Origin of the sequence: Sphingomonas sp. Leaf10, assembly GCF_001421245.1 — a bacterium.
Taxonomy (GTDB): domain Bacteria; phylum Pseudomonadota; class Alphaproteobacteria; order Sphingomonadales; family Sphingomonadaceae; genus Sphingomonas.
Window position 1 is genome coordinate 69,033 of sequence record NZ_LMKE01000031.1, and the last position, 20,149, is coordinate 89,181.

Genomic DNA, 20,149 nt, shown 5'->3' on the forward strand with positions numbered 1-20,149 from the left:
GTTTCCATACCGGACTTGCGAAACCCACGCAGAACCGCCACAGAAACCCGCGATGCCACCGCGCAAAACGTTCTGAGAGGGAGTGCCCATGAAGGTGCTGGTGCCAGTCAAGCGTGTGCTTGATTACAATGTGAAGCCCCGCGTGAAGGCGGACGGGTCGGGCGTCGACCTCGCCAACGTCAAGATGAGCATGAACCCGTTCGACGAGATCGCGGTCGAGGAAGCGATCCGCCTGAAGGAAAAGGGCGTGGCGACCGAGATCGTCGTCGTGTCGATCGGCGAACAGAAGTCGCAGGACACGCTGCGCACCGCCCTCGCAATGGGTGCCGACCGCGCGATCCTGATCACCAGCGAGACCAAGGTCGAGCCGCTGGGCGTCGCCAAGCTGCTGAAGGCGGTGATCGACGAGGAAGCGCCGCAGCTGGTGATCCTCGGCAAACAGGCGATCGACGACGACAACAACCAGACCGGCCAGATGCTGGCCGCGCTGACCGGCTATCCGCAGGGCACCTTCGCCAGCAAGGTCGAGGTGTCGGGCGAGACGGTCAACGTCACCCGCGAGGTCGATGGCGGGCTGGAGACGGTCGCGCTCAACCTGCCGGCGATCGTCACCACCGACCTGCGCCTCAACGAACCGCGCTACGCCTCGCTGCCCAACATAATGAAGGCGAAGGCGAAGCCGCTCGCGGCCAAGACCGCCGCCGATCTGGGCGTCGACGTCACCCCGCGCCTGACGACGGTCAAGGTCGAGGAACCGGCCAAGCGCCAGGCAGGCGTGACGGTCGCCGATGTCGAAGAATTGGTCGGCAAGTTGAAGACGCTGGGAGTGGTCGCATGAAGACGCTGGTTTGGGTCGAACATGACGGACAGGCGGTCAAGGACGCCACCTATGCCGCCGTCACCGCCGCCGCCAAGCTGGGCGAGGTCGAGGCACTGGTCGCAGGACAGGGCGTCGATGGCGTCGCCCAAGCAGCGGCAAAGATTGCCGGCGTGACCAAGGTGCTGGTCGCCAACGATGCCGCCTTTGCCCACAACCTCGCCGAAAACGTCGCGCCGCTGGTGGTCGAACTGATGGGCAGCCACGACGCCTTCGTCGCGGCTGCGACCACGACGGGCAAGAACATCGCACCGCGCGTCGCAGCGTTGCTCGACGTCATGCAGATCAGCGAGATCCTGTCGGTCGAGGGGCCGGACAGCTTCACCCGCCCGATCTATGCCGGCAACGCGATCGCGACGGTCAAGACCAGTGATGCCAAGCTTGTGCTGACGGTCCGCGGCACGGCGTTCGACAAGGCCGAAGCGACCGGCGGATCGGCCGCGGTCGAAGCCGTCACCTCGACCGGGGACAAGGGCGTATCGAAATTCGTCGGCGCCGAAATCGCCGCATCGGAACGCCCCGAGCTGACCAGCGCCAAGATCATCGTCTCCGGCGGTCGCGCGCTCGGATCGGAAGAGCAGTTCCATGCGCTGATCGATCCGCTCGCCGACAAGCTGAACGCCGCGGTCGGCGCATCGCGTGCGGCGGTCGATGCCGGCTATGCCCCCAACGACTATCAGGTCGGGCAGACCGGCAAGATCGTCGCCCCGGAAGTCTATATCGCGGTCGGCATTTCGGGCGCGATCCAGCATCTGGCGGGCATGAAGGATTCGAAGGTCATCGTCGCGATCAACAAGGACGAGGACGCGCCGATCTTCCAGGTCGCCGATGTCGGGCTGGTCGGGGATTTGTTCACCGTGGTGCCGGAGTTGACGCAAAAGCTGTGAGGCGCGCAGCATAGCTGCACGCCGGTGCGCAAGGGGAAAAGCCCAAGAGCACACAGCGACTGCCGGCCGGCGTCGCCATAGCGACGACCGACGACGCGGGATTTACTCCCGCGTCGCCCCCCGCAGCGAACGCCGAACATTACTGAAACATACAGATCAATCTTGGACCGCTCGACGTTCCGTTGAAATGTCACCCAAACTGCCGCCCCTCCCTGACAAGGGAGGGGTTGGGGTGGGTCGGCCCGTGATGGCGTGTTCCGCCAGCCCCAAACCTACCCACCCCCAGCCCCTCCCTTGTCAGGGAGGGGAGCAGTTTCGATAGCTGATCGGCATCGGCCGTTCTTTGCTTTCATCAGCCGCCCCCTACGGCGTCACCGTCACCGGCAACGGCACACCCGGATCGAGCGGGATCGCGACCCGCTTGGCCCGCTCCTTCTTGGAAGCCCCACCCTTCACCCCGCGCACCACGTCACTGAGCAGCTTGCCGACATTGGTCGCCTCGCCCGGCTCCTCGCAACAGCTGTTCGGATCGATCAGCTTACCGACCGCGCGGACAAGGAACGTGCCCCCACCGAGAATATCGACTCCAGTCGTGCATCCTTGCGACAGCGTCGCACACGGGGGAGCCGCCGCCGCCATCGCCCCGCGCCCATCGGCATAAGGGTTCGACGCCAGCGGCCGGTCGGGCGGCGTCCGCTCCGATGGCAGCGGGATACGCGGCGTCCGTGCCGCCTCGCCGCACACCAGAATTTCGTCGTCCCGCGAATTGCGCCGCTGCAATGCGCAGGGATCGACCAAGATAGAGATCCGCTCGGGCGGCGACGGGATCGGGCGGGCCGGCGTCGCAGCCTGACCGGCCAGCAGCAGCAACAGGGCAACCATCGGCGCATCTCCCATCGGCCATGCAGCGAACGCATGGGGGTATCCCGCTGTAGCACTTGTCGGCGTCCCGCGCGACGCGTTAGCTTGGGCGCCGATGCTGCTTCCCCTGCTCCTGCTCGCCGCGCAGGCCCCCGCCCCGACCGCCGCCGACATCGCACGCGCCGAACGGGTGCTGACGCGCACCCCGATCATCGACGGGCATAACGACCTGCCATGGGAAATCCGCGACGGTCATCATGCTGCAGTCGAGACGGTCGACCTGACCGCCGACACCAGCCGTATCGAACCCCCGCTCCAGACCGACCTGCCACGCATGGCGAAGGGGCATGTCGGCGGACAATTCTGGTCGGTATGGATTCCGGCGACGACGACGGGTCCGCAGGCGGTGGAAACGACGATCGAACAGATCGACATCGTCCGCCGCATGATCGCCGCCAATCCGGCGCGCATGGCGCTGGCCCGCGACGCCGCCGACATGGCCCGGATCGCAAAGGGCGGCCGCATCGCCTCGCTGATCGGCGTCGAGGGCGGACATCAGATCGACGGCCGCCTCTCGGTTCTACGACAATTTTACAACCTCGGCGTCCGCTACATGACCTTCACCCATGGCAAGAGCGTGGGCTGGGCGGACAGTTCGACCGACGCGCCGCAGGCGAACGGCCTGACCGAGTTCGGGCGCAAGGCCGTGGCAGAGATGAACCGGCTGGGGATGCTGGTCGACGTCGCGCATGTGTCCGATGCGACGATGGCGACGGCGCTGGCGGTGACCAAGGCCCCCGTGATCGCATCGCATTCCAACGCCCGCGCTATCGCCGACCGGCCGCGTAACATCCCCGATCCGCTGCTGGCGGCGATCGGGCGCAATGGCGGGGTAGTGATGGTCAACGCCTATCCCGCCTTCCTGTCGAGCGCATGGAATGAATGGGACATTCGGCGCGGTGCCTTCGCCAAGGCGCAGGGGTTGCCGGGCAACCGCTATGGCAGGGAGACGCCGGCGGCGGTCAAGGCGTGGGAGGCCACCAACCCCGCCCCCCGTGTGACCGCCGCGACGATGGCCGACCATGTCGACCATATCGCGAAGGTCGCCGGGCGCGCCCATGTCGGCATCGGCGGCGATTATGACGGCATTTCTGGCACCGGACCGGAGGGCATGGGTGGCGTCGACGGCTATCCGCTGCTGTTCGCCGAACTCGCGCGGCGCGGCTGGTCGGACAGCGACCTGAGCGCGCTGGCACAGGGCAATGTCCTGCGCGTGCTGGCACAGGCGGAAGCGGTGGCGAAGTCACTGGCGAACCGGCCGCCGGTCGACGCCACCGCGCCATGACCGGCGGCGCTAGACATCAGTCGCGCAGCAGGTCGTTGATGCTTGTCTTCGACCGGGTCTGCGCATCGACTCGCTTGACGATCACCGCGCAATACAGCGCGGGCTTGCCGTCGCCGCCGCCGATCGAGCCGGGCACGACCACGGCATAGGGAGGTACTTCACCACGGAAGACTTCGCCGGTCGCGCGGTCGATGATCTTGGTCGAGGCACCCAGATACACGCCCATCGACAGCACCGCGCCCTCACCCACGCGGACACCCTCGGCGACCTCGGCCCGTGCGCCGATGAACGCGCCGTCGCCGATGATGACCGGATCGGCCTGTAGCGGCTCCAACACGCCGCCGATGCCCGCCCCACCCGACAGGTGCACGTTCCGGCCGATCTGCGCGCAGCTGCCGACGGTCGCCCAGGTATCGACCATCGTGCCTTCGCCAACATAGGCGCCGATGTTGACGAAGCTCGGCATCAGGATCGCGCCCTTGCCTACGAACGCGCCGCGCCGCACGATGCTGCCCGGTACCGCACGGAAACCGGCCTCGCGGAAGCGATGCTCGCCCCATCCGGTGAACTTGCTCGGCACCTTGTCGAACCAGTTGGTGCCGCCGGGGCCATCCATGATCTGATTGTCGTTCAGGCGGAACGACAACAGCACCGCCTTCTTCAGCCACTGGTTGACCTGCCAGCCGTCACCGACCGGCTCGGCCACCCGCGCCTCGCCCGAATCGAGCAGCGCCAGCGCGGCGTCGACGGCACCCCGGACTTCGCCCTGGGTCTGGACGGTCAGTTCGGCACGGTTTTCCCAGGCGGCGTCGATCTGGGCGGCAAGGTCGGTCATGATTCCTCCACGAAGCGTAGCCACGCGACGATGTCGTGCGTGATGTAATCGATATGGTCGCGGGCCACACCCGGCCCCTGTTCGGACCCGTTGTCGACCCACAATGTCGTCATCCCCGCCGCCTTGGCCGGGACCAGATTGCGCGCCATGTCCTCGGCGAACAGCGCGGTCGCGGGATCGATGTCCCATGCCGCGCACAGCCCCGCATAGGCGCTGGCGTGCGGTTTGGGGCGATAGGCGGTGGCGTGGATATCGTGGATGCCGGCGAAACTGTCCGACAGGCCGAGCCGCTCCAGCACGCGCCCGGCATAGGTCGCATCGCCATTGGTGAAGACCAGCTTGCGCCCCGGCAGCGCGGCGAGCAGCCGTGGCAGATCGGGATCGGGCACCAGCGGCGACAGGTCGATATCATGAACGAAATCGAGGAAATGGTGCGGATCGACCGCCTGTTCGGCCATCAGGCCCGACAGCGACGTGCCGTGATTGTGGAAATGCATCTTCTGCACGCGGTGCGCCTCCGCCGCGTCGCAGCCGAGCAGGTCGCAGATATATTGCCCCATGCGCGCCTCGATTTCCGCGAACAGGTTCGACGACGCCGGATAGAGCGTGTTGTCGAGATCGAAGATCCAGTCGCGGACATGGTATAGCGCGGGCAGCATCGGGTCGGGGCTGTAGGCGGACGCGGCGCAAGCGGCAAGCCGATCCTCCCCATATCATGGGGAGGGGGACCGCCACGAAGCGGTGGTGGAGGGGGTTGGCCGCGCAACGCAACCGTGGTGGATACCGACACCCCCCTCCACCAGCTTCGCTGGTCCCCCTCCCCGCGGAGCGGTGAGGATTCAGGCGGCTTCCGTCCCCTCGATCCAGCCGCCGCCCAGCACGCGGTCGTTGGCGTAGAGTACCGCCGCCTGGCCCGGTGCGACGCCATATTCGGGGGCATCGAATACCAGCCGGTCCCCGTCCAGCCGCGCCGGCACCGGTTTCGCCATCGATCGCACCTTGGCGGTGAGCGGACCGGCATGATCGCCGCCGATCCAGTTGATGTCCGACAGTCGCGCCGCACCCACCGCCAGCGCGCTACGTGGGCCGACGACCAGCCGCTTCGTCTCCGGCTCCAGCCGCACGACATAGAGCGGTTCGGCGAGGCCACCGATTTCCAGCCCACGCCGCTGCCCGACGGTATAGCCGACCAGACCGCCATGACGCCCCAGTACCTGCCCGCCCAGATCGACGATCTCGCCGCCGTCATTGGCCTCGGGGCGCAGCTTGCGGACCAGCCCGGCATAATCGCCATCGGGTACGAAGCAGATGTCCTGGCTGTCGGGCTTGCCGGCGACGCCCAAGCCGAGTTCGGCGGCAATCTCACGCACTCGCGCCTTGGGCATTCCGCCCAGCGGAAAGCGCAGGAAATCGAGCTGATCCTGCGTCGTCGCGAACAGGAAATAGCTCTGGTCGCGCGCCGGATCGACCGCGCGGTGCAATTCGGCACCCTGCGCGCCCATAACCCGCCGGATATAATGACCGGTCGCGAGGCAATCGGCGCCCAGATCGTGGGCCAGCGCGAACAGGTCGGTGAATTTCGGCCCCATGTTGCACTTCACGCACGGGATCGGGGTGCGCCCCGCCAGATAGGCATCGGCGAAGTCGTCGATCACCGTCTCGCGGAAACTGGTTTCGTGATCGAAGACATAGTGCGCGATGCCCAGCCGGTCGCACACCGCGCGCGCATCGCGAATGTCGCGGCCGGCGCAGCAGGAACCGGCCCGCCCGACCGCCGCGCCATGGTCATAGAGTTGCAGCGTGACGCCGATCGTTTCCGCTCCGGTCGCATGGGCGAGGGCGGCGACGACCGAGCTGTCGACCCCGCCCGACATGGCGACGACGATCTTTCGAGCGGAAATCGGTGATTCGAGTTGGAAATCAGCGGCATTCATGGCGCCGCCGATAATCCTTTCGCGGCCGGCTTGCAAAAATACCGCGCCATTTACCGGACCTTCAGGTGTGTGGGGTAACTATGTGGTTGGAAACCCCTGAGGGAACGTTGCATTGGACCTGAGTTTCGCCCGTTTTGACCGTGGGACAGCGGTCACGCCGTTGCCGACCGAGCTGGCCGTGTTGCTGGCTGCGGCGACGGGGCGGCAGGCGGCGACGCCGACGGCCCGGTTGCAGACGCGTCTGGCATGGAAACGCGCGCCGGTATCGCTGCTGACCCCGACCGACGGCGCGTTCAACGGCTGGACGGCGGCGTTGCTCTACCCGTGTATCATGATGGAACACCACTCCATGCCGAAACCCGCATGGGTGCCGCTCGAATGAAGACCATGTTTACCTAGCCGTTTTAGCCCATGTTCAAACGTAAGCCCGCATGACCGCAGAAGTAGGTTTCAGGGGTCTTCACCCCGGCTCGAGGTCCAGTATGATTGAGAACCAGAAAATCCGTCCGGCAAAGGTGATCGGTCCGCTCGGCGAACCGCTCACGATCGACTCGCTGCCCCCGCCCGACACGACCCGCTGGGTCGTGCGGCGCAAGGCGGAAGTGGTCGCGGCGGTCAATGGCGGGTTGATCAGCGTCGACGACGTCTGCATCCGCTACAATCTGTCGGCGGAGGAATTCGCCGGATGGCAGCGCGCGGTCGACCGGTCGGGCATGCCGGGGCTGCGCGTGACGCGGATCCAGCATTACAAGACGCTCTACGAACGGCAGCAACGCAAATATTGACTATCCATTAAATACGGAGGCGGAACAAGCCCGTCCCTTATGAGTCTTTCCCTCAGTACGACCGGTACGAACAGCACCGGGTCGCAGGCACCAAATGGAGGGACATCATATGGGTATCATTCTCTGGCTCATCGTTGGCGGTGTCGTGGGTTGGCTGGCCAGCATCATCATGCGCACCGACGCGCAGCAGGGTATCTTCCTGAACATCGTCGTCGGGATCGTGGGCGCGGTGATCGCGGGCTTCGTCACCGGTGCCAACATCAACAACGGCATCACGGTTACCAGCTTTCTGTATTCGCTGGTCGGTGCCATCGTCCTGCTGGCGATCGTCAACCTCGTCCGTCGCGGTACGGTGCGCTAAGCACCTGTTCCTGACGGAGACGAACGGGCCGCCCCTCACAGGGCGGCCCTTTTGTTATTGAAGATCGCGTTTGGCCGCGGAACGGTTCGCGAGCGAGGCGACGATCAGCTTGCGGTAACGTCGGACAGCGCGGCGTGCATCGTCACCGCGATACCCGCCGGATCGAAGCAGATCTCGCTGTCACCGTTACCGGTCAGCCCCAGCCGCAACAGCTTCGAACCGAATCCGCGCCGGTTGGGTGCCCAGACCGGCGGGCCGCCCGTTTCGCGCCAGTCGAAGCGGAGCGCGCCGTCGACGACGGTCCAGTCGACCGACACCCGGCCGTCGGCGGTGGACAGCGCACCATATTTGACCGCATTGGTACCCAGTTCGTGCAGGATCAGTGCCAGCGACAGCGCCGCCCGCGCATCGAGCGCGACCTCCGGGCCAGACATGGCGATGCGATCGTCGCAACCGAACACCCCCAGCACCTGTCCGATCGTCGCGCGCATGTCGGCACCGACCCAGTTACGGTCGACCAGCACGTCGTGCGCGACGCCCAGTGCCTGCAACCGCCGTTCGAACGCGGCGAGCGGTTCGCGATCGATCGCGCCACGCAGCGTCTGCGACGCGATCGCCTGCACCATCGACAGCGTATTCTTCAACCGGTGCGCCAGTTCCTGGATCAACAGGCTCTGGCGTGCCTCCGATTCGACCTGCCCCATGCCGACCTCGACCCGGTCGGCGACCTTGCGCAGGAACGCGATTTCCTCAGGTCGCCAGCGGCGCGGCGCGGGGTCGTGGACCAGAAATGCCGAAACGGTGCGGCCGTCGCGCCGCACCGGCACCATCACGAACGCCCCGATCGGTATCGCCAGCAAGGCATCGCCCTGGCCGATCGTTCGCGAATCGGTCTGCACGTTGCGCACGACCACCGCTTCCCCCCGCTCGATCGCACCGTGCAGCGCACCGAAATCGGCGAGGCCGTGGCGCCCGGCCAGCATCGGTCCGCCCGCCCGGGTCCAGTCGGGTTCGATCTCGATCTGAGTCGCCGTCGCATCGATGCGTCCGAAGCCGGCCCCGGCGACGTTCAGCGTCTCGCCGACCAGCGCCGATGCGACCCCCGCCACCGCCGCCGCGTCATGGCAGTCGCGCAGCACGTCGCCGAGCTGGATCAGTGCGCTCTGTCGCCCTTCCGCGCTGCGTTCTTCGGTAATGTCCTGCAGGATCGCGCCGAAGCGTTCGCCGTCGATGCGGAAACAATGGCCGCGAAACCAGCGACGCAGCGTCGGGATATGGTGGACGAAGCCGACCGGAGTGCCGTCGCGCAACATGCCGTGCAGATCGTCCGCCCATCGTGGCGGCGCGGCCGGATCGAGCACCCGCCCGGTCTTGGCCAGCATCGCTGCGCGATCGATGCCCCATAGCGCGAACCATGCCGGATTGGCGTCGAAGAACTGCCAGTCGACGACCCGGCCATCCTCGCCACGCAGCGCCTCGCCCAGCGCGAAGCCGTCACCCAGATTTTCGAACAGGCCCTGCCAACGCTGCTCGTTGCCGCTGAGTGCCGTCTCGGCAACGGTGATCCGCGCCAGCGTGGCGTCGCGCTCGACGAGCAGCCGCCGCATCTCTAGCGTGGCGACCACCTGCCGTACCAGGCTGTGCATCATCTCGCGCTGGCTGTCGCTCAACCCCTCCGGCCGCGGCGCGACGTCGAGCACGCACAGCGTCCCGATCGCCACACCGTTCAGGCGCAGCGGCACCCCGGCATAGAAGCGCATCATCGGTCCGGCAGCGACGATCCCGCTGTCGCGCGTGCGCGAATCGATCGACAGGTCGGGGATGACCAGCAGGTCGTCGGCATCGAGCGCATGGACGCAGATCGCATCGTCGAGCGCGGTGCCGGCGGCTTCGGTGCCGACCCGGGCGGAAAACCACTGCCAATCGGCGGCGATGATGGTGACGAGCGCGACCGGCGCCGCACATATCCGTGCTGCCAGCCGTACCAGATCGTCCAGCGCCGCATCGCCGGTCGGCTGTGTCAGGCGATAGTCGCGTATCGCCGCCAGTCGCTCCGCCGTCGCGGGGTCGTCCATCGCCCCCATGTCCCACGCCCCCCAAGGCCATGTTCCGAATAGCAATTCCAAGGGAACGACACAAGGGCCGCACCATGGTTGGCACGGCCCTTGCACCCATCGGCCATGACTGGCCAGTGGCAGTTACATCGATTCCGGTTGCGATCAGGCGGTCTCGGCACTCCGCGTCCGTGCGGCAAAGCTCTTGCGCAGCTTCTGCAACTTGGGCGGGATGACGGCGAGGCAATAGGGATTGCGCTGCCCTTCGCCTTCCCAATATTCCTGGTGATAGTCCTCGGCCGGGTACCAGGTCGTCAGCGGCTCGATCGTCGTCACGATCTTGCCGCGACCTTCGCCCGCACGCTCGATGCCGGCCCGCGCCGCTGCTTCCTGTTCGGCCGACATCGGGAAGATCGCCGAGCGATACTGGGTGCCGACGTCATTGCCCTGCCGGTTGAGCTGCGTCGGATCGTGCGTCGCAAAGAAGATGTCGAGCATTTCGTCATAGCCGATGGCGGCGGGGTCGTAGGTTACCCGGATCGCCTCGGCATGGCCGGTATCGCCGCCGCACACCTGCTTGTAGGTCGGATGCTCGGTCGTGCCGCCGATATAGCCGCTTTCGACCTGTTCGATGCCGATCACATCGCGAAAAACCGCCTCGGTGCACCAAAAACATCCACCGGCGAAGATCGCCTGTTCGGTAGCCATTGCGTAATCTCCTTCTGTCAGGGAGATAGGCGCGCGCTGCGGCGGTACAATCGGGGGACAGACAAGATGAGCGACGGCAAGGTTCTGGTTACGGGTGGGGCGGGATATATCGGCAGCCATGCGGTGCTGGCGCTGCTCGATGCCGGGCATGACGTCGTTGTGATCGACAATCTGGTCACCGGGTTCGACTGGGCCGTCGATTCGCGTGCCGCTTTGGTCGTCGCCGACATTTCCGACGACAATGCCGTCCGCGCCGCGCTGCGCGAGCACAAGGTCCATGCCATCCTCCACTTCGCCGGATCGGTGGTCGTGCCCGAATCGGTCGAGAACCCGCTCAAATATTACCGCAACAACACCGCCGCCTCGCGCAGCCTGATCGAAAGCGCGGTCGCCGAAGGGGTGAAGCACTTCATCTTCTCCTCGACCGCCGCAACCTATGGCATTCCCGAAGTCGTGCCGGTGCGCGAGGACAGCCCGAAACAGCCGATCAATCCCTATGGCATGTCGAAGCTGATGACCGAGATCATGCTGGCCGACGTCGCCGCCGCGCATCCGATCAATTACGCCGCGCTGCGCTACTTCAACGTCGCGGGCGCCGACCCACAAGGCCGCTCGGGCCAGTCGACCGCTGGCGCCACCCACCTCATCAAGGTCGCGGTCGAAGCGGCGATCGGCAAACGTAGCCATGTCGGCGTCTACGGCACCGATTTCGCCACCCCCGACGGCACCGGCGTGCGCGACTATATCCATGTTAGCGATCTTGCCGACGCGCATGTCCATGCGCTCGACCTGCTGATGGCCGATCCGACCAAGAACCACACGATGAACGCCGGCTATGGCCGCGGCTATTCGGTGCTCGAAGTGCTCGACGCCGTCGACCGGGTCACCAACCTGACCATCGACCGCCGGTTGGAAGGACGCCGCGCGGGCGATCCCGACGCGCTGGTCGCCGACAACAGCACGATCCTGGCGACGCTGCCGTGGCGGCCGCAACATGCCGATCTCGACCAGATCGTCCGTGACGCGCTGGCATGGGAACGCGCGCTGGCGGAGCGTCGCGCCCAGTAATCACCGATCGGGCAAGATCTGATCGGCGACGCCCCAGCCGGCGAGCAGCCGGCTGTCGGCGCGTTTGCACAATTCCCCGGCGTCGCGGATCGTCCACTTCGCGGGGCTGTCGATATCGTCGAGCTCGCGCCACGCGACCGGGGCGGCGACCGGCGCCCCCGCCCGTGCGCGCGCCGAATAGGGGAGCACGGCGGTGCTGCCGCGCTGATTGCGCAGCCAGTCGATGAAGATCCGCCCCTTCCGCTTCGCCTTCGCCATCGTCGCAACGAAACGGTCGGGTTCGGCCTGCGCCAGCGCGCGCGCGAAGCGGTCGGCGAAATCCTTGACCGCCGGCCATTGTGCCTGCGGGGTCAGCGGCACGACGACATGCACCCCCTTGCCCCCCGACAGCATCGCGAAGCTCGCCAGTCCCAGATCGGCCAGATGGCGGTGGATGTCGTGCGCCGCGCGCTTCACATCGGCAAAGTCCAGCCCTTCGTCGGGGTCGAGGTCGAACACCATCCGGTCGGGCCGCTCGACATTGCCAACGCCCGCACCCCAGCCGTGAAACTCGATCGTCCCCATCTGCACGCACGCCAGCAGCCCGGCGGCATCGCGCACGAACAGATAGGGTTCGCGCCCGCCATTCTTCTCCGCGATCTCGACCCGGTCGACCGCGTCGCCGAAGCTGCCCGCATCGTGTTTCTGGAAGAAGCACGCCTTGGCCCGCCCCTGCGGACAGCGCACGAGGCTGATCGGCCGGTTCGCCGCCCATGGCAGCGACAGCGGCGCCACGTCCGTGACATACCGGGCAAGGTCGCCCTTCGTCAGCCGGTCACCCGGAAAGATCACCCGGTCGGCACTGGTGATGCGCGGATCAGGCTTCCGCTCGACCGACACCGGCGTTTCGCGCACGACATCCTTCACCGCCTTGTCGCCGCGCAGCCCCACAAAGCTCGCATGGCGGACGATCTGGTCGGCCGTAAATTCGGCAAAGGCGATCTCGGCGACCAGTTCGGGCTTCACGAACCGCGCCCCGCGCCGCACCGGCGCTGGCAGGTTGAGCGGGGCCGTCTTGCGATCCAGCGGGGCCAGCGCGTCGCGCACCTCCGCCATCGTCGCCGCGTCGAACCCGGTCCCGACCCGCCCGGCATAGCGCAGTCCGTTCTCACCCTGCACCGCCAGCAACAGCGACTTGAACGGCCGCCCGCGCGCTTCGCTGGGCGTCCAGCCGATAATGACGAATTCCTGCCGATGGGTGCATTTGACCTTCACCCATGCCTTGCTCCGCGTGCCGCGATACGGGGCGTCGGCCACTTTCGACACGATCCCTTCATAGCCCTCGCGGCACATCGCCTCGAACAATTGCTCGCCGGAGCCAGTGACATGCTCGGAATAGGCCAGCCGCGCATCGGCGTCGGCCAGCGCCGCCTGCAACCGTTCCTTGCGCCGCACCAGCGGCTCGTCGCGCCGATCGCCCTCGCCATCCACCAGCAGGTCGAACAGGAAACAGCGCATGTCGCCGCCGTCCTTGATCGCCGCCTGCAAGGTCGAGAAATCGGGCTTGCCGTCGTGCAACGCGACGACCTCGCCATCGAGCAGCAACCCCGGAGGCAGGCTTGCCGCCGCCTCGGCAATGCCGGGAAACTTGTCCGTCCAGTCCAGTCCGGTGCGGGTGTAGAGGCGCGGGCCGTCGCCGCCGGTCGCGATCAGGATGCGATAGCCGTCATATTTGACCTCGTGCAGCCAGTTGCTGCCCGCCGGCACGCTGTCGACCAGCGTTGCCAGTTGCGGTTCGGTGAAGTCGGGTCGGCCTGCCTTGGCCTTGGCGCGCTTCTTCGGCTTTGCCGGCGGCTTGTCGGCAGCGATCTCCTCCATCGTTCGCCCCGTTGTGACGCTGGTTAGTAGCGTATCGGTCAGCGTGTCGGTGCCGCCGGCCTCCTCATCGGCGACCTTGCGCAACAGCCAGTTCTCGCGCTTTTCCTTGCCCCTGGGTTTCAGCCGGACCAGCAGCCATTCGCCGCGCATCCGCTGTCCCGCCAGCACGAAATGGAGATGCCCCTTCTCCAGATCGCTGGCCGACTTGCCCTTGATCGGCGACCATGTTCCCTCGTCCCACAGCATCACCGTGCCGCCGCCATATTCGCCGGCCGGGATCACCCCTTCGAACTCCGCATAGGACAGCGGGTGATCCTCGGTCCTGACCGACAGACGCTTCTGATCGGGGTCGATGCTGGGGCCGCGCGTCACCGCCCAGCTTTTGAGCACGCCGTCGATCTCCAGCCGGAAATCATAATGCAGCCGGGTCGCATCGTGTTTCTGAACAATGAAGCGATTGCCCTTGCCTTTCGCCAGCGTGCCGGCCGGTTCGGCGGTACGCGCGAAATCGCGCTTGGCATTATAGCTTGCCAGCGGATCGGACTTCGCCATGTCAGGCGCGCTTGCGCGCCGCCGGCTTGCGGGCGGTCGTCTTGGCGGCGGTGGTCTTTGCCGCCGGCTTGGCCTTCGGCGTGGCGCGCTTCTTCGGCGCCGGCTTGTCGTCGCCGGTCTTGGCCGCGCCGCCCTTCTCCAGCGATTTCTTGAGCGCGGCCATCAGGTCGACGACATTGCCACCGCTCGGGCGTTCCTCTCCGCTGGTATCGACGATCTTGCGCCCCTTTGCCTTCACCTTGCGCTCGACCAGATCCTTCAGCGCATCGACATAGCGGTCGTGAAATTCCTGCGGATCGAACTTTGCGGTCTTCTTTGCGATCAGCGTCTCGGCAAGGTCGAGCAGGTCCTCGTCGGGCTTGGCATCGGGAATGTCGCGGAAATAGCCCTGTGCGCGGTTGACCTCATCGGCATAACGCAGCGTTTCGAGCACCAGCCCGCGGCCACAGGGTTTCAGGCTGACGACATATTCGCGCCCGCGCAGCGCCAGCTGACCCAAGCCGACCTTCTTGGTCCGCTTCAGGGCCTCGCGCAGCACGATGAACGCCTCTTCGGCCAGATCGTCGGCGGGCACCACGAAATAGGGTTTTTCGTAATAGATCACGTCGATCTCGTGCGCGTCGACGAACTGGGTCAGCTCCAGCGTCTTTTTCGACTCCAGCTTGACCGCGTCGATCTCCTCCTGATCGAGCAGGACATATTCGCCCTTCTCGATCTGGTATCCCTTCATGATCTCGTCCGGGTCGACGGGGCCGATGCCGGTCACCGATTTCTCGTAATGGATCGGCTTGCCGCTGGGTTCGTGGATCTGGCGAAAGCTGATGCTCGCTCCCGATTTGGTCGCGCTGTAGATTTCGACCGGGATCGAGACGAGGGCGAGGCGGATCTGCCCCTGCCAATATGCGCGCGCCGCCATGCCGGAGGTTCCCGAATTGTTTCTCAACCGATTCAATTCGCAGGGGAATGACTCGTTCCGTGGGGATCTTGCCCGACCGACATTCGGTGGGACGCCAGTGCACGCTGCTCCCCTCTCTAGGGAGCCGCGCGTGCAGGCGTTTCCTTGAAGATCGACTGGCCTTGACCGGGGTGAAATCCGCCAAGAAAGGGCGTATGGGCCGGCACATGACCGATCCCTTTGCCCTGTTCGATCAGTGGTTCGCCGAAGCGAAGACCAGCGAACCGAACGATCCCAATGCGATGGCGCTCGCCACCGCCGATGCCGATGGACGCCCGTCGGTGCGGATGGTGCTCCTGAAGGGCCACGGCCCCGACGGCTTCGTCTTCTATACCAATCGCGAGGGGCGCAAGGCCGCCGATCTTACCGCCAATCCGAAAGCCGCCTTGCTGTTCCACTGGAAATCGCTGCGTCGGCAGATCCGTATCGAAGGGCCGGTGACGCTGGCGACCGATGCGGAGTCGGATGCGTATTTCGCGTCGCGCAGTCGTGATTCGCAGCTTGGCGCATGGGCATCGGACCAGTCGCGTCCGCTCGATTCGCGCGAGACGTTCGAGGCGCGCTTTGCGGAGATGTCGGCACGGTTCGAAGGGCAGGACGTGCCCCGCCCGCCCTTCTGGGGCGGGTATCGCGTGACGCCGAAGGCCATCGAATTCTGGCAGGACCGTGCGCATCGGCTGCACGAACGCCGCGTGTTTACTGCGACCGCCGGGGGTTGGTCCGAAGGATTGCTGTTCCCATGACCGAGACCGAACGCAAGCGGGTGATCCCGCTCGCCACCCGCGCCGCCATCGCGTCGGTGACGATGGCGCTGTTCCTGCTGGGGCTTAAAGGGTTCGCGGCATGGCATACCGGGTCGGTGGCGATGCTCGGCAGCCTTGCCGACACCGCGCTCGACCTGCTCGCGTCGCTGGTGACGCTGTATGGCGTGCGGCTTGCCGCGACGCCGGCCGACCATGACCACCGCTTCGGCCATGGCAAGGCGGAGGCGCTGGCGGCATTGTTTCAGGTGATGCTCATCACCGCATCCGCGGCGGGCATCGCGTGGCGCGCCATCGCCGCCTTCGGCGCGCCGGGCGAGACGCAGGACGTCGAATTCGGCATCGGTGTGTCGGTGATCGCGATGATCGCGACCTTCGCGCTGCTCGCCTATCAGAAATCGATCATCGACCGCACCGGATCGGTCGCGATCCGCGCCGACAACGTCCATTATCAGAGCGATCTGCTGCTCAACCTTGCGGTGATCGTCGCGATGGTGCTCGATCAGGTCTTCCACATTCGCGGCGCCGATCCGGTGATGGGCATATTGATCGCGCTGTGGCTCGGCTGGGGCGCGTTCCAGGCGTCGAGCCAGGCGATCGACCAGCTGATGGACAAGGAATGGCCGGAGGAGGAACGCCGGGCGTTCCTCGACGTGGCGGCTCGGCAGGAGGGCCTGCGCGGCATCCACGACTTCCGCACCCGCCGTTCGGGCAGCCATGATTTCGCGCAATTCCATATGGAGGTCGCGCGCGACATGACCGTCGCCGATGCGCACGACGTGGTCGAGAATGTCGAACGCGCGCTCCGCCGCGCCTTTCCCAAGGTGGAGGTGCTTATACATCTCGATCCCGAAGGCCATGTCGACACCGACAACCCGCTGGTCGAGGCCGATGTGACGCCGCACTGGTTCGGCAAGCGCGTGGGAAGCTATTGATGGCGATGCCCTTCACCGTCGTCGATGCGTTCACCGACCGGCCGTTCGCGGGTAATCCTGCGGCGGTCATGCTGCTGGGCGAATGGCCCGACGATGCGCTGCTCCAGTCGATCGCGCTGGAGCATAACCTGTCCGAAACGGCGTTCGCCGTGCCGATGGCGGGCGAGGCGGACTATGAACTGCGCTGGTTCACGCCGACGACCGAGGTGGCGATGTGCGGCCATGCGACGCTCGCCAGCGGTCATGTGCTGCTGGGGGATCGGGATGCCGTCCGCTTCGCTACGCGCAAGGCAGGGGTGCTGATCGTCAGGCGTGATGGGGATGGCTATACGCTCGACTTGCCGGTCACCCACGTCGCGCCGGTCGCGGACGCGGCGCTGCTGGCGGCGCTGGGCTGCGAAGGCGAGGTATTCGCCAGCGTCTCGGGTACGGAGGCGACCAGCATCGTCCTGCTGCCCGATGCTGCGGCGGTGCGCGCCTGTGCACCCGACATGGCGGCGCTGTCGGCATGCGAGGTGATGGCTATCGTCACCGCGCCGGGTGACGCCGCTGATATCGTCAGCCGGGCGTTCGTGCCTGCCTGGGGCGTCGATGAGGACCCGGTGACCGGATCGGCGCATGCAGCACTTGCCCCCTTCTGGGTCGAACGGCTCGGCCGCGATCGCTTCACCGCCTATCAGGCGAGTGCGCGGGGCGGGCATCTGACCTGCACGCTCGCCGGGGATCGTGCGGTGCTGGGCGGGCAGTGCGTCACGGTAATGCGGGGCGAATTGCTGCTGTAGCTTTGCTTGGGGCGGGGCAATGCGGCGTTGGGTAGCAATTCGAAACGTGGCGCCCATCTATCCTGAATGACCCGTTATTCGATGCTCGACCTCGTCCCCGTCCGCCAGGGGGGCACCTCCGGCGAAGCGCTGGCCGCCGCCGCCGACCTTGCCGTCCATGCCGAACGCGAGGGCTATCACCGCTATTGGGTCGCCGAACACCACGGCATGCCCGGTATCGCCAGCGCGGCAACGGCGGTGGTGATCGGCCACATCGCCGCCGCGACGAAGGCGATTCGCGTCGGTGCGGGCGGGATCATGCTGCCCAATCACGCGCCGCTGACCATCGCCGAACAGTTCGGGACGCTCGATGCGCTGTTTCCGGGTCGGATCGACCTCGGCCTCGGCCGTGCACCGGGATCGGACCAGATCGTCGCCCGTGCGCTGCGCCGGACGCTCGACAGCGATCCCAACGCCTTCCCGCAGGACGTCGTCGAGTTGCAGCGCTATTTCGCCGATGATGCACGCGGCGGTATCCGTGCGGTGCCGGGCGCGGGGGCCAAGGTCGATCTGTGGATCCTCGGATCGTCGCTGTTCGGTGCGCAGCTGGCGGCGATGCTCGGCTTGCCCTATGCCTTTGCCTCGCACTTCGCGCCCGCCGCGCTTGATCAGGCGCTGGACGCGTATCGCCGCAACTTCCGTCCGTCGGCGGTGCTCGACAAGCCCTATGCGGCGGCAGCGTTCAACGTGCTGGCGGCCGATACCGACGAAGAGGCGCGGCTGCTCGCCAGTTCGACCGAACAGATGTTCGTCGCGATCCGTACCGGCCAGCCGATCGAGCTGCCCCCGCCGGTCGAAGGCTATCGCGAGCGGATCGGTGCACAGGGCAATGCGATCCTCAACCATGTCCTCGAATGTTCGGCGATCGGCGGGCCGAAGACGGTACGGGATGGGCTGGCCCGGTTCATCGAGCGCACGCAGGTCGATGAAGTCATCATCACCGGCGCGATGTTCGATCCCGCAGCCCGCCGGCGCAGCGTGACGATCGCGGCGGAAGCGATGCGGAGGTTGTGACCGCCTTCTCTCCCCGCCCCCGTTTGCTTCGAGCGCAGGTTCGAGCTTGTCGAGAACCGTAGTCGAGCAGGGGTTGCCCCAAGCGACCCAGTTCTCGACGGACGCTTCTCGACAAGCTCGAAGCTGCTCGAACCGAACGGAATGGCGCTAAGTTCACGCCGCCGGCAGCCGTAGCCGCACGAGCAGCCCGCCCAGATCCTCGCTCTCCTCCAACGAGGCCGTGCCTTCGTAAATCTCCGCCACGTCGCGGACGATGGCGAGGCCAAGGCCGGTGCCGGGCTTCCCCGAATCGAGCCGGACGCCGCGGTCGAAGATGCGCAGCCGGTCGGCCTCCGGGATACCCCGGCCGTCGTCCTCGACCAGCAGTTCGACGAAGCCGGCATCGGCGCGCACCGTCACGAACACGCTGCCCCCGCCATATTTGGCGGCGTTCTCGACCAGATTGCCGAGGATTTCGTCGAGATCCTGTCGTTCGATCCGCGCGACCAGATCCTTTTGCCCGTCGATGTCGATGCGGACATTGGGATAGAGGCGGGCGACGGCGCGTTCGACCGCTTCCACCGACGTCCATACCTCCGCCCGGCTGTGTGCCGATCCGCGCCGCCCGACCGCGCGGGCACGGGCGAGGTGGTGATCGACCTGCCGCCGCATCGTCCGCGCCTCCCGGATGACGGTGTCGGCCAGATCGTCCTGCCCCGCTGCGGCGGCGTTCATGATGACGGTCAGCGGCGTCTTCAGCGCATGGGCGAGGTTGCCGGCATGGCGCCGCGCCTCCTCCGCCTGCCGGTCGTTATGTTCGACCAGCGCGTTCAGTTCCTCGACCAGTGGCGCGACCTCGGCGGGCATTGCCCCTTCGACCCGCGCCGACTGCCCCGCGCGCAGCCGCGCGATCGCGTCGCGGACGGCGCGCAAGGGGAGCAGGCCATACCACGTCTGAAGCGCCGCCATGACGATCAGTCCCAGCCCGAGCAGCGCGAACGATCGCACCAGCGTCTTGCGCAGCGCCGCGATCAGCCCGTCGAGCACGTCGCGCGACTCGGCGACCTGGAACCGCCAGACGGTCGGCGATCCGGGCAGCGTCAGGTCACGCTCGACGATGCGCAGCTTCTGTTCGGGGAAGGGCTTGGCGTCATAGACGCGGATGTCGGTATAACGGTGCCCGGTGTCGACCGGCAGCTTGCGGTCCCATAGCGAGCGCGACGGCCACGTCTCGTGCCCCGGGCCGCTCACCTGCCAATACAGTCCCGAATAGGGTTCGAGAAACCGCTGGTCGGACAGCTGGCGATTGAACGTCACCTCGCCACTCGAATCGATCTCCGCCGACACGATTAGCGAGTTGAGCAGATATTCGAGGCCGTCATCGGTGTTGCGAGTGACGGCCGACACCAGCACGCGGTCGAGCGCGAAGCCGCCGCCCGTCAGCAGCAGCATGATCCACAGCGCCGCGACGACGATCATCCGCCGCGACAGCGACCCCGTCACCCGGACATAGGGACGTGGCGCCGGCGCGCGGGGGGCGGGGTCGGCGCCGGTCGCCAT

General features: G+C 66.5%; 20 protein-coding genes. 11 read left to right on the top strand and 9 right to left on the bottom strand.

Features of this window, described 5'->3' with window-relative positions; translation table 11 throughout:
• Nucleotides 1-88: 88 nt before the first annotated feature.
• Together ASE59_RS15620 and ASE59_RS15625 are read left to right on the top strand one after the other, a co-directional pair.
• Nucleotides 89-838 (top strand): electron transfer flavoprotein subunit beta/FixA family protein, encoded by a 750-nt coding sequence (locus ASE59_RS15620; RefSeq protein ID WP_056458335.1) that lies wholly within the window; start codon nucleotides 89-91, stop codon nucleotides 836-838.
• A complete protein-coding gene (locus tag ASE59_RS15625; RefSeq protein WP_056458337.1) occupies nucleotides 835-1,764 on the top strand; it encodes an electron transfer flavoprotein subunit alpha/FixB family protein in 930 nt (309 codons plus the stop codon). Before ASE59_RS15620 ends, ASE59_RS15625 begins: the two co-directional genes overlap by 4 nt.
• 363 nt (nucleotides 1,765-2,127) lie before the next feature.
• Here the strand turns inward: ASE59_RS15625 and ASE59_RS15630 are convergent, their stop codons facing one another.
• On the bottom strand, nucleotides 2,128-2,646 hold the full coding sequence (locus ASE59_RS15630) for a hypothetical protein (RefSeq protein ID WP_156360119.1): 519 nt from the start codon (nucleotides 2,644-2,646) through the stop codon (nucleotides 2,128-2,130).
• Nucleotides 2,647-2,740: 94 nt separating this feature from the next.
• Between ASE59_RS15630 and ASE59_RS15635 the strand changes: the two genes are divergently transcribed.
• The gene (locus tag ASE59_RS15635) at nucleotides 2,741-3,970 is read left to right on the top strand and encodes a dipeptidase (RefSeq protein WP_056458341.1); all 1,230 of its coding nucleotides are present in this window, start codon (nucleotides 2,741-2,743) and stop codon (nucleotides 3,968-3,970) included.
• Nucleotides 3,971-3,986: 16 nt separating this feature from the next.
• Here the strand turns inward: ASE59_RS15635 and dapD are convergent, their stop codons facing one another.
• The 3 genes from dapD to mnmA all read right to left on the bottom strand — a co-directional run bounded on the left by dapD (nucleotide 3,987) and on the right by mnmA (nucleotide 6,739).
• Nucleotides 3,987-4,805 carry a 2,3,4,5-tetrahydropyridine-2,6-dicarboxylate N-succinyltransferase gene (dapD, locus tag ASE59_RS15640; protein ID WP_056458344.1) on the bottom strand — a complete coding sequence of 273 codons (819 nt, stop codon included), beginning with the start codon at nucleotides 4,803-4,805 and terminating at the stop codon, nucleotides 3,987-3,989.
• Nucleotides 4,802-5,464, bottom strand: coding sequence for a pyrimidine 5'-nucleotidase (locus ASE59_RS15645; RefSeq protein WP_056458347.1), 663 nt, complete (start codon nucleotides 5,462-5,464; stop codon nucleotides 4,802-4,804). Before ASE59_RS15645 ends, dapD begins: the two co-directional genes overlap by 4 nt.
• Before the next feature lie 180 nt (nucleotides 5,465-5,644).
• A complete protein-coding gene (gene mnmA, locus ASE59_RS15650) occupies nucleotides 5,645-6,739 on the bottom strand; it encodes a tRNA 2-thiouridine(34) synthase MnmA (RefSeq protein ID WP_056458350.1) in 1,095 nt (364 codons plus the stop codon).
• 112 nt (nucleotides 6,740-6,851) lie between these two features.
• Between mnmA and ASE59_RS15655 the strand changes: the two genes are divergently transcribed.
• The 3 genes from ASE59_RS15655 (at nucleotide 6,852) to ASE59_RS15665 (ending at nucleotide 7,885) form a co-directional block, all read left to right on the top strand.
• A complete protein-coding gene (locus ASE59_RS15655) occupies nucleotides 6,852-7,121 on the top strand; it encodes a hypothetical protein (protein ID WP_200913309.1) in 270 nt (89 codons plus the stop codon).
• A gap of 100 nt (nucleotides 7,122-7,221) precedes the next feature.
• Nucleotides 7,222-7,524, top strand: a complete 303-nt coding sequence (locus ASE59_RS15660; protein ID WP_056458351.1) for a DUF1153 domain-containing protein — start codon at nucleotides 7,222-7,224, stop codon at nucleotides 7,522-7,524.
• Nucleotides 7,525-7,633: 109 nt separating this feature from the next.
• Complete coding sequence (locus ASE59_RS15665; protein WP_056458690.1) at nucleotides 7,634-7,885, top strand: GlsB/YeaQ/YmgE family stress response membrane protein; 252 nt, start codon at nucleotides 7,634-7,636, stop codon at nucleotides 7,883-7,885.
• A 104-nt stretch (nucleotides 7,886-7,989) separates the two neighbouring features.
• Here the strand turns inward: ASE59_RS15665 and ASE59_RS15670 are convergent, their stop codons facing one another.
• Together ASE59_RS15670 and msrA are read right to left on the bottom strand one after the other, a co-directional pair.
• Entirely contained in the window at nucleotides 7,990-9,960 is a 1,971-nt protein-coding gene (locus ASE59_RS15670; RefSeq protein WP_056458354.1) for a GAF domain-containing protein, read from the bottom strand.
• A gap of 144 nt (nucleotides 9,961-10,104) precedes the next feature.
• On the bottom strand, nucleotides 10,105-10,647 hold the full coding sequence (msrA, locus tag ASE59_RS15675) for a peptide-methionine (S)-S-oxide reductase MsrA (RefSeq protein WP_056458357.1): 543 nt from the start codon (nucleotides 10,645-10,647) through the stop codon (nucleotides 10,105-10,107).
• 66 nt (nucleotides 10,648-10,713) lie between these two features.
• Here msrA and galE point away from each other — a divergent pair, with 66 nt between their 5' ends.
• Nucleotides 10,714-11,715, top strand: a complete 1,002-nt coding sequence (gene galE, locus ASE59_RS15680) for a UDP-glucose 4-epimerase GalE (RefSeq protein WP_056458360.1) — start codon at nucleotides 10,714-10,716, stop codon at nucleotides 11,713-11,715.
• Here the strand turns inward: galE and ligD are convergent, their stop codons facing one another.
• Entirely contained in the window at nucleotides 11,716-14,124 is a 2,409-nt protein-coding gene (gene ligD / locus ASE59_RS15685; protein WP_056458364.1) for a DNA ligase D, read from the bottom strand.
• Between the two features lies 1 nt (nucleotide 14,125).
• Entirely contained in the window at nucleotides 14,126-15,040 is a 915-nt protein-coding gene (locus tag ASE59_RS15690) for a Ku protein (RefSeq protein ID WP_056458366.1), read from the bottom strand.
• A gap of 206 nt (nucleotides 15,041-15,246) precedes the next feature.
• On the opposite strand from ASE59_RS15690, the gene pdxH reads away from it, so the two are divergent.
• From pdxH to ASE59_RS15710, 4 genes are all read left to right on the top strand, one after another.
• The gene (gene pdxH, locus ASE59_RS15695) at nucleotides 15,247-15,822 is read left to right on the top strand and encodes a pyridoxamine 5'-phosphate oxidase (protein ID WP_056458693.1); all 576 of its coding nucleotides are present in this window, start codon (nucleotides 15,247-15,249) and stop codon (nucleotides 15,820-15,822) included.
• Nucleotides 15,819-16,775, top strand: a complete 957-nt coding sequence (locus ASE59_RS15700) for a cation diffusion facilitator family transporter (protein WP_056458369.1) — start codon at nucleotides 15,819-15,821, stop codon at nucleotides 16,773-16,775. Before pdxH ends, ASE59_RS15700 begins: the two co-directional genes overlap by 4 nt.
• Complete coding sequence (locus ASE59_RS15705; RefSeq protein ID WP_082458507.1) at nucleotides 16,775-17,557, top strand: PhzF family phenazine biosynthesis protein; 783 nt, start codon at nucleotides 16,775-16,777, stop codon at nucleotides 17,555-17,557. The genes ASE59_RS15700 and ASE59_RS15705 overlap by 1 nt, the downstream gene beginning before the upstream one ends.
• A gap of 66 nt (nucleotides 17,558-17,623) precedes the next feature.
• Entirely contained in the window at nucleotides 17,624-18,610 is a 987-nt protein-coding gene (locus ASE59_RS15710; protein ID WP_056458376.1) for an LLM class flavin-dependent oxidoreductase, read from the top strand.
• Between the two features lie 153 nt (nucleotides 18,611-18,763).
• Here the strand turns inward: ASE59_RS15710 and ASE59_RS15715 are convergent, their stop codons facing one another.
• Complete coding sequence (locus tag ASE59_RS15715; protein ID WP_056458379.1) at nucleotides 18,764-20,149, bottom strand: sensor histidine kinase; 1,386 nt, start codon at nucleotides 20,147-20,149, stop codon at nucleotides 18,764-18,766.

Excerpts from the sequence above, each read along its gene's own strand:
- ASE59_RS15620 (WP_056458335.1), top strand. The coding sequence starts at position 89 with ATGAAGGTGCTGGTGCCAGTCAAGCGTGTGCTTGATTACAATGTGAAG.
- ASE59_RS15625 (WP_056458337.1), top strand. The coding sequence starts at position 835 with ATGAAGACGCTGGTTTGGGTCGAACATGACGGACAGGCGGTCAAGGAC.
- ASE59_RS15630 (WP_156360119.1), bottom strand. The coding sequence starts at position 2,646 with ATGGTTGCCCTGTTGCTGCTGCTGGCCGGTCAGGCTGCGACGCCGGCC.
- ASE59_RS15635 (WP_056458341.1), top strand. The coding sequence starts at position 2,741 with ATGCTGCTTCCCCTGCTCCTGCTCGCCGCGCAGGCCCCCGCCCCGACC.
- dapD (WP_056458344.1), bottom strand. The coding sequence starts at position 4,805 with ATGACCGACCTTGCCGCCCAGATCGACGCCGCCTGGGAAAACCGTGCC.
- ASE59_RS15645 (WP_056458347.1), bottom strand. The coding sequence starts at position 5,464 with ATGCTGCCCGCGCTATACCATGTCCGCGACTGGATCTTCGATCTCGAC.
- mnmA (WP_056458350.1), bottom strand. The coding sequence starts at position 6,739 with ATGAATGCCGCTGATTTCCAACTCGAATCACCGATTTCCGCTCGAAAG.
- ASE59_RS15660 (WP_056458351.1), top strand. The coding sequence starts at position 7,222 with ATGATTGAGAACCAGAAAATCCGTCCGGCAAAGGTGATCGGTCCGCTC.
- ASE59_RS15665 (WP_056458690.1), top strand. The coding sequence starts at position 7,634 with ATGGGTATCATTCTCTGGCTCATCGTTGGCGGTGTCGTGGGTTGGCTG.
- ASE59_RS15670 (WP_056458354.1), bottom strand. The coding sequence starts at position 9,960 with ATGGACGACCCCGCGACGGCGGAGCGACTGGCGGCGATACGCGACTAT.
- msrA (WP_056458357.1), bottom strand. The coding sequence starts at position 10,647 with ATGGCTACCGAACAGGCGATCTTCGCCGGTGGATGTTTTTGGTGCACC.
- galE (WP_056458360.1), top strand. The coding sequence starts at position 10,714 with ATGAGCGACGGCAAGGTTCTGGTTACGGGTGGGGCGGGATATATCGGC.
- ligD (WP_056458364.1), bottom strand. The coding sequence starts at position 14,124 with ATGGCGAAGTCCGATCCGCTGGCAAGCTATAATGCCAAGCGCGATTTC.
- ASE59_RS15690 (WP_056458366.1), bottom strand. The coding sequence starts at position 15,040 with ATGGCGGCGCGCGCATATTGGCAGGGGCAGATCCGCCTCGCCCTCGTC.
- pdxH (WP_056458693.1), top strand. The coding sequence starts at position 15,247 with ATGACCGATCCCTTTGCCCTGTTCGATCAGTGGTTCGCCGAAGCGAAG.
- ASE59_RS15700 (WP_056458369.1), top strand. The coding sequence starts at position 15,819 with ATGACCGAGACCGAACGCAAGCGGGTGATCCCGCTCGCCACCCGCGCC.
- ASE59_RS15705 (WP_082458507.1), top strand. The coding sequence starts at position 16,775 with ATGGCGATGCCCTTCACCGTCGTCGATGCGTTCACCGACCGGCCGTTC.
- ASE59_RS15710 (WP_056458376.1), top strand. The coding sequence starts at position 17,624 with ATGACCCGTTATTCGATGCTCGACCTCGTCCCCGTCCGCCAGGGGGGC.
- ASE59_RS15715 (WP_056458379.1), bottom strand. The coding sequence starts at position 20,149 with ATGGCGACCGGCGCCGACCCCGCCCCCCGCGCGCCGGCGCCACGTCCC.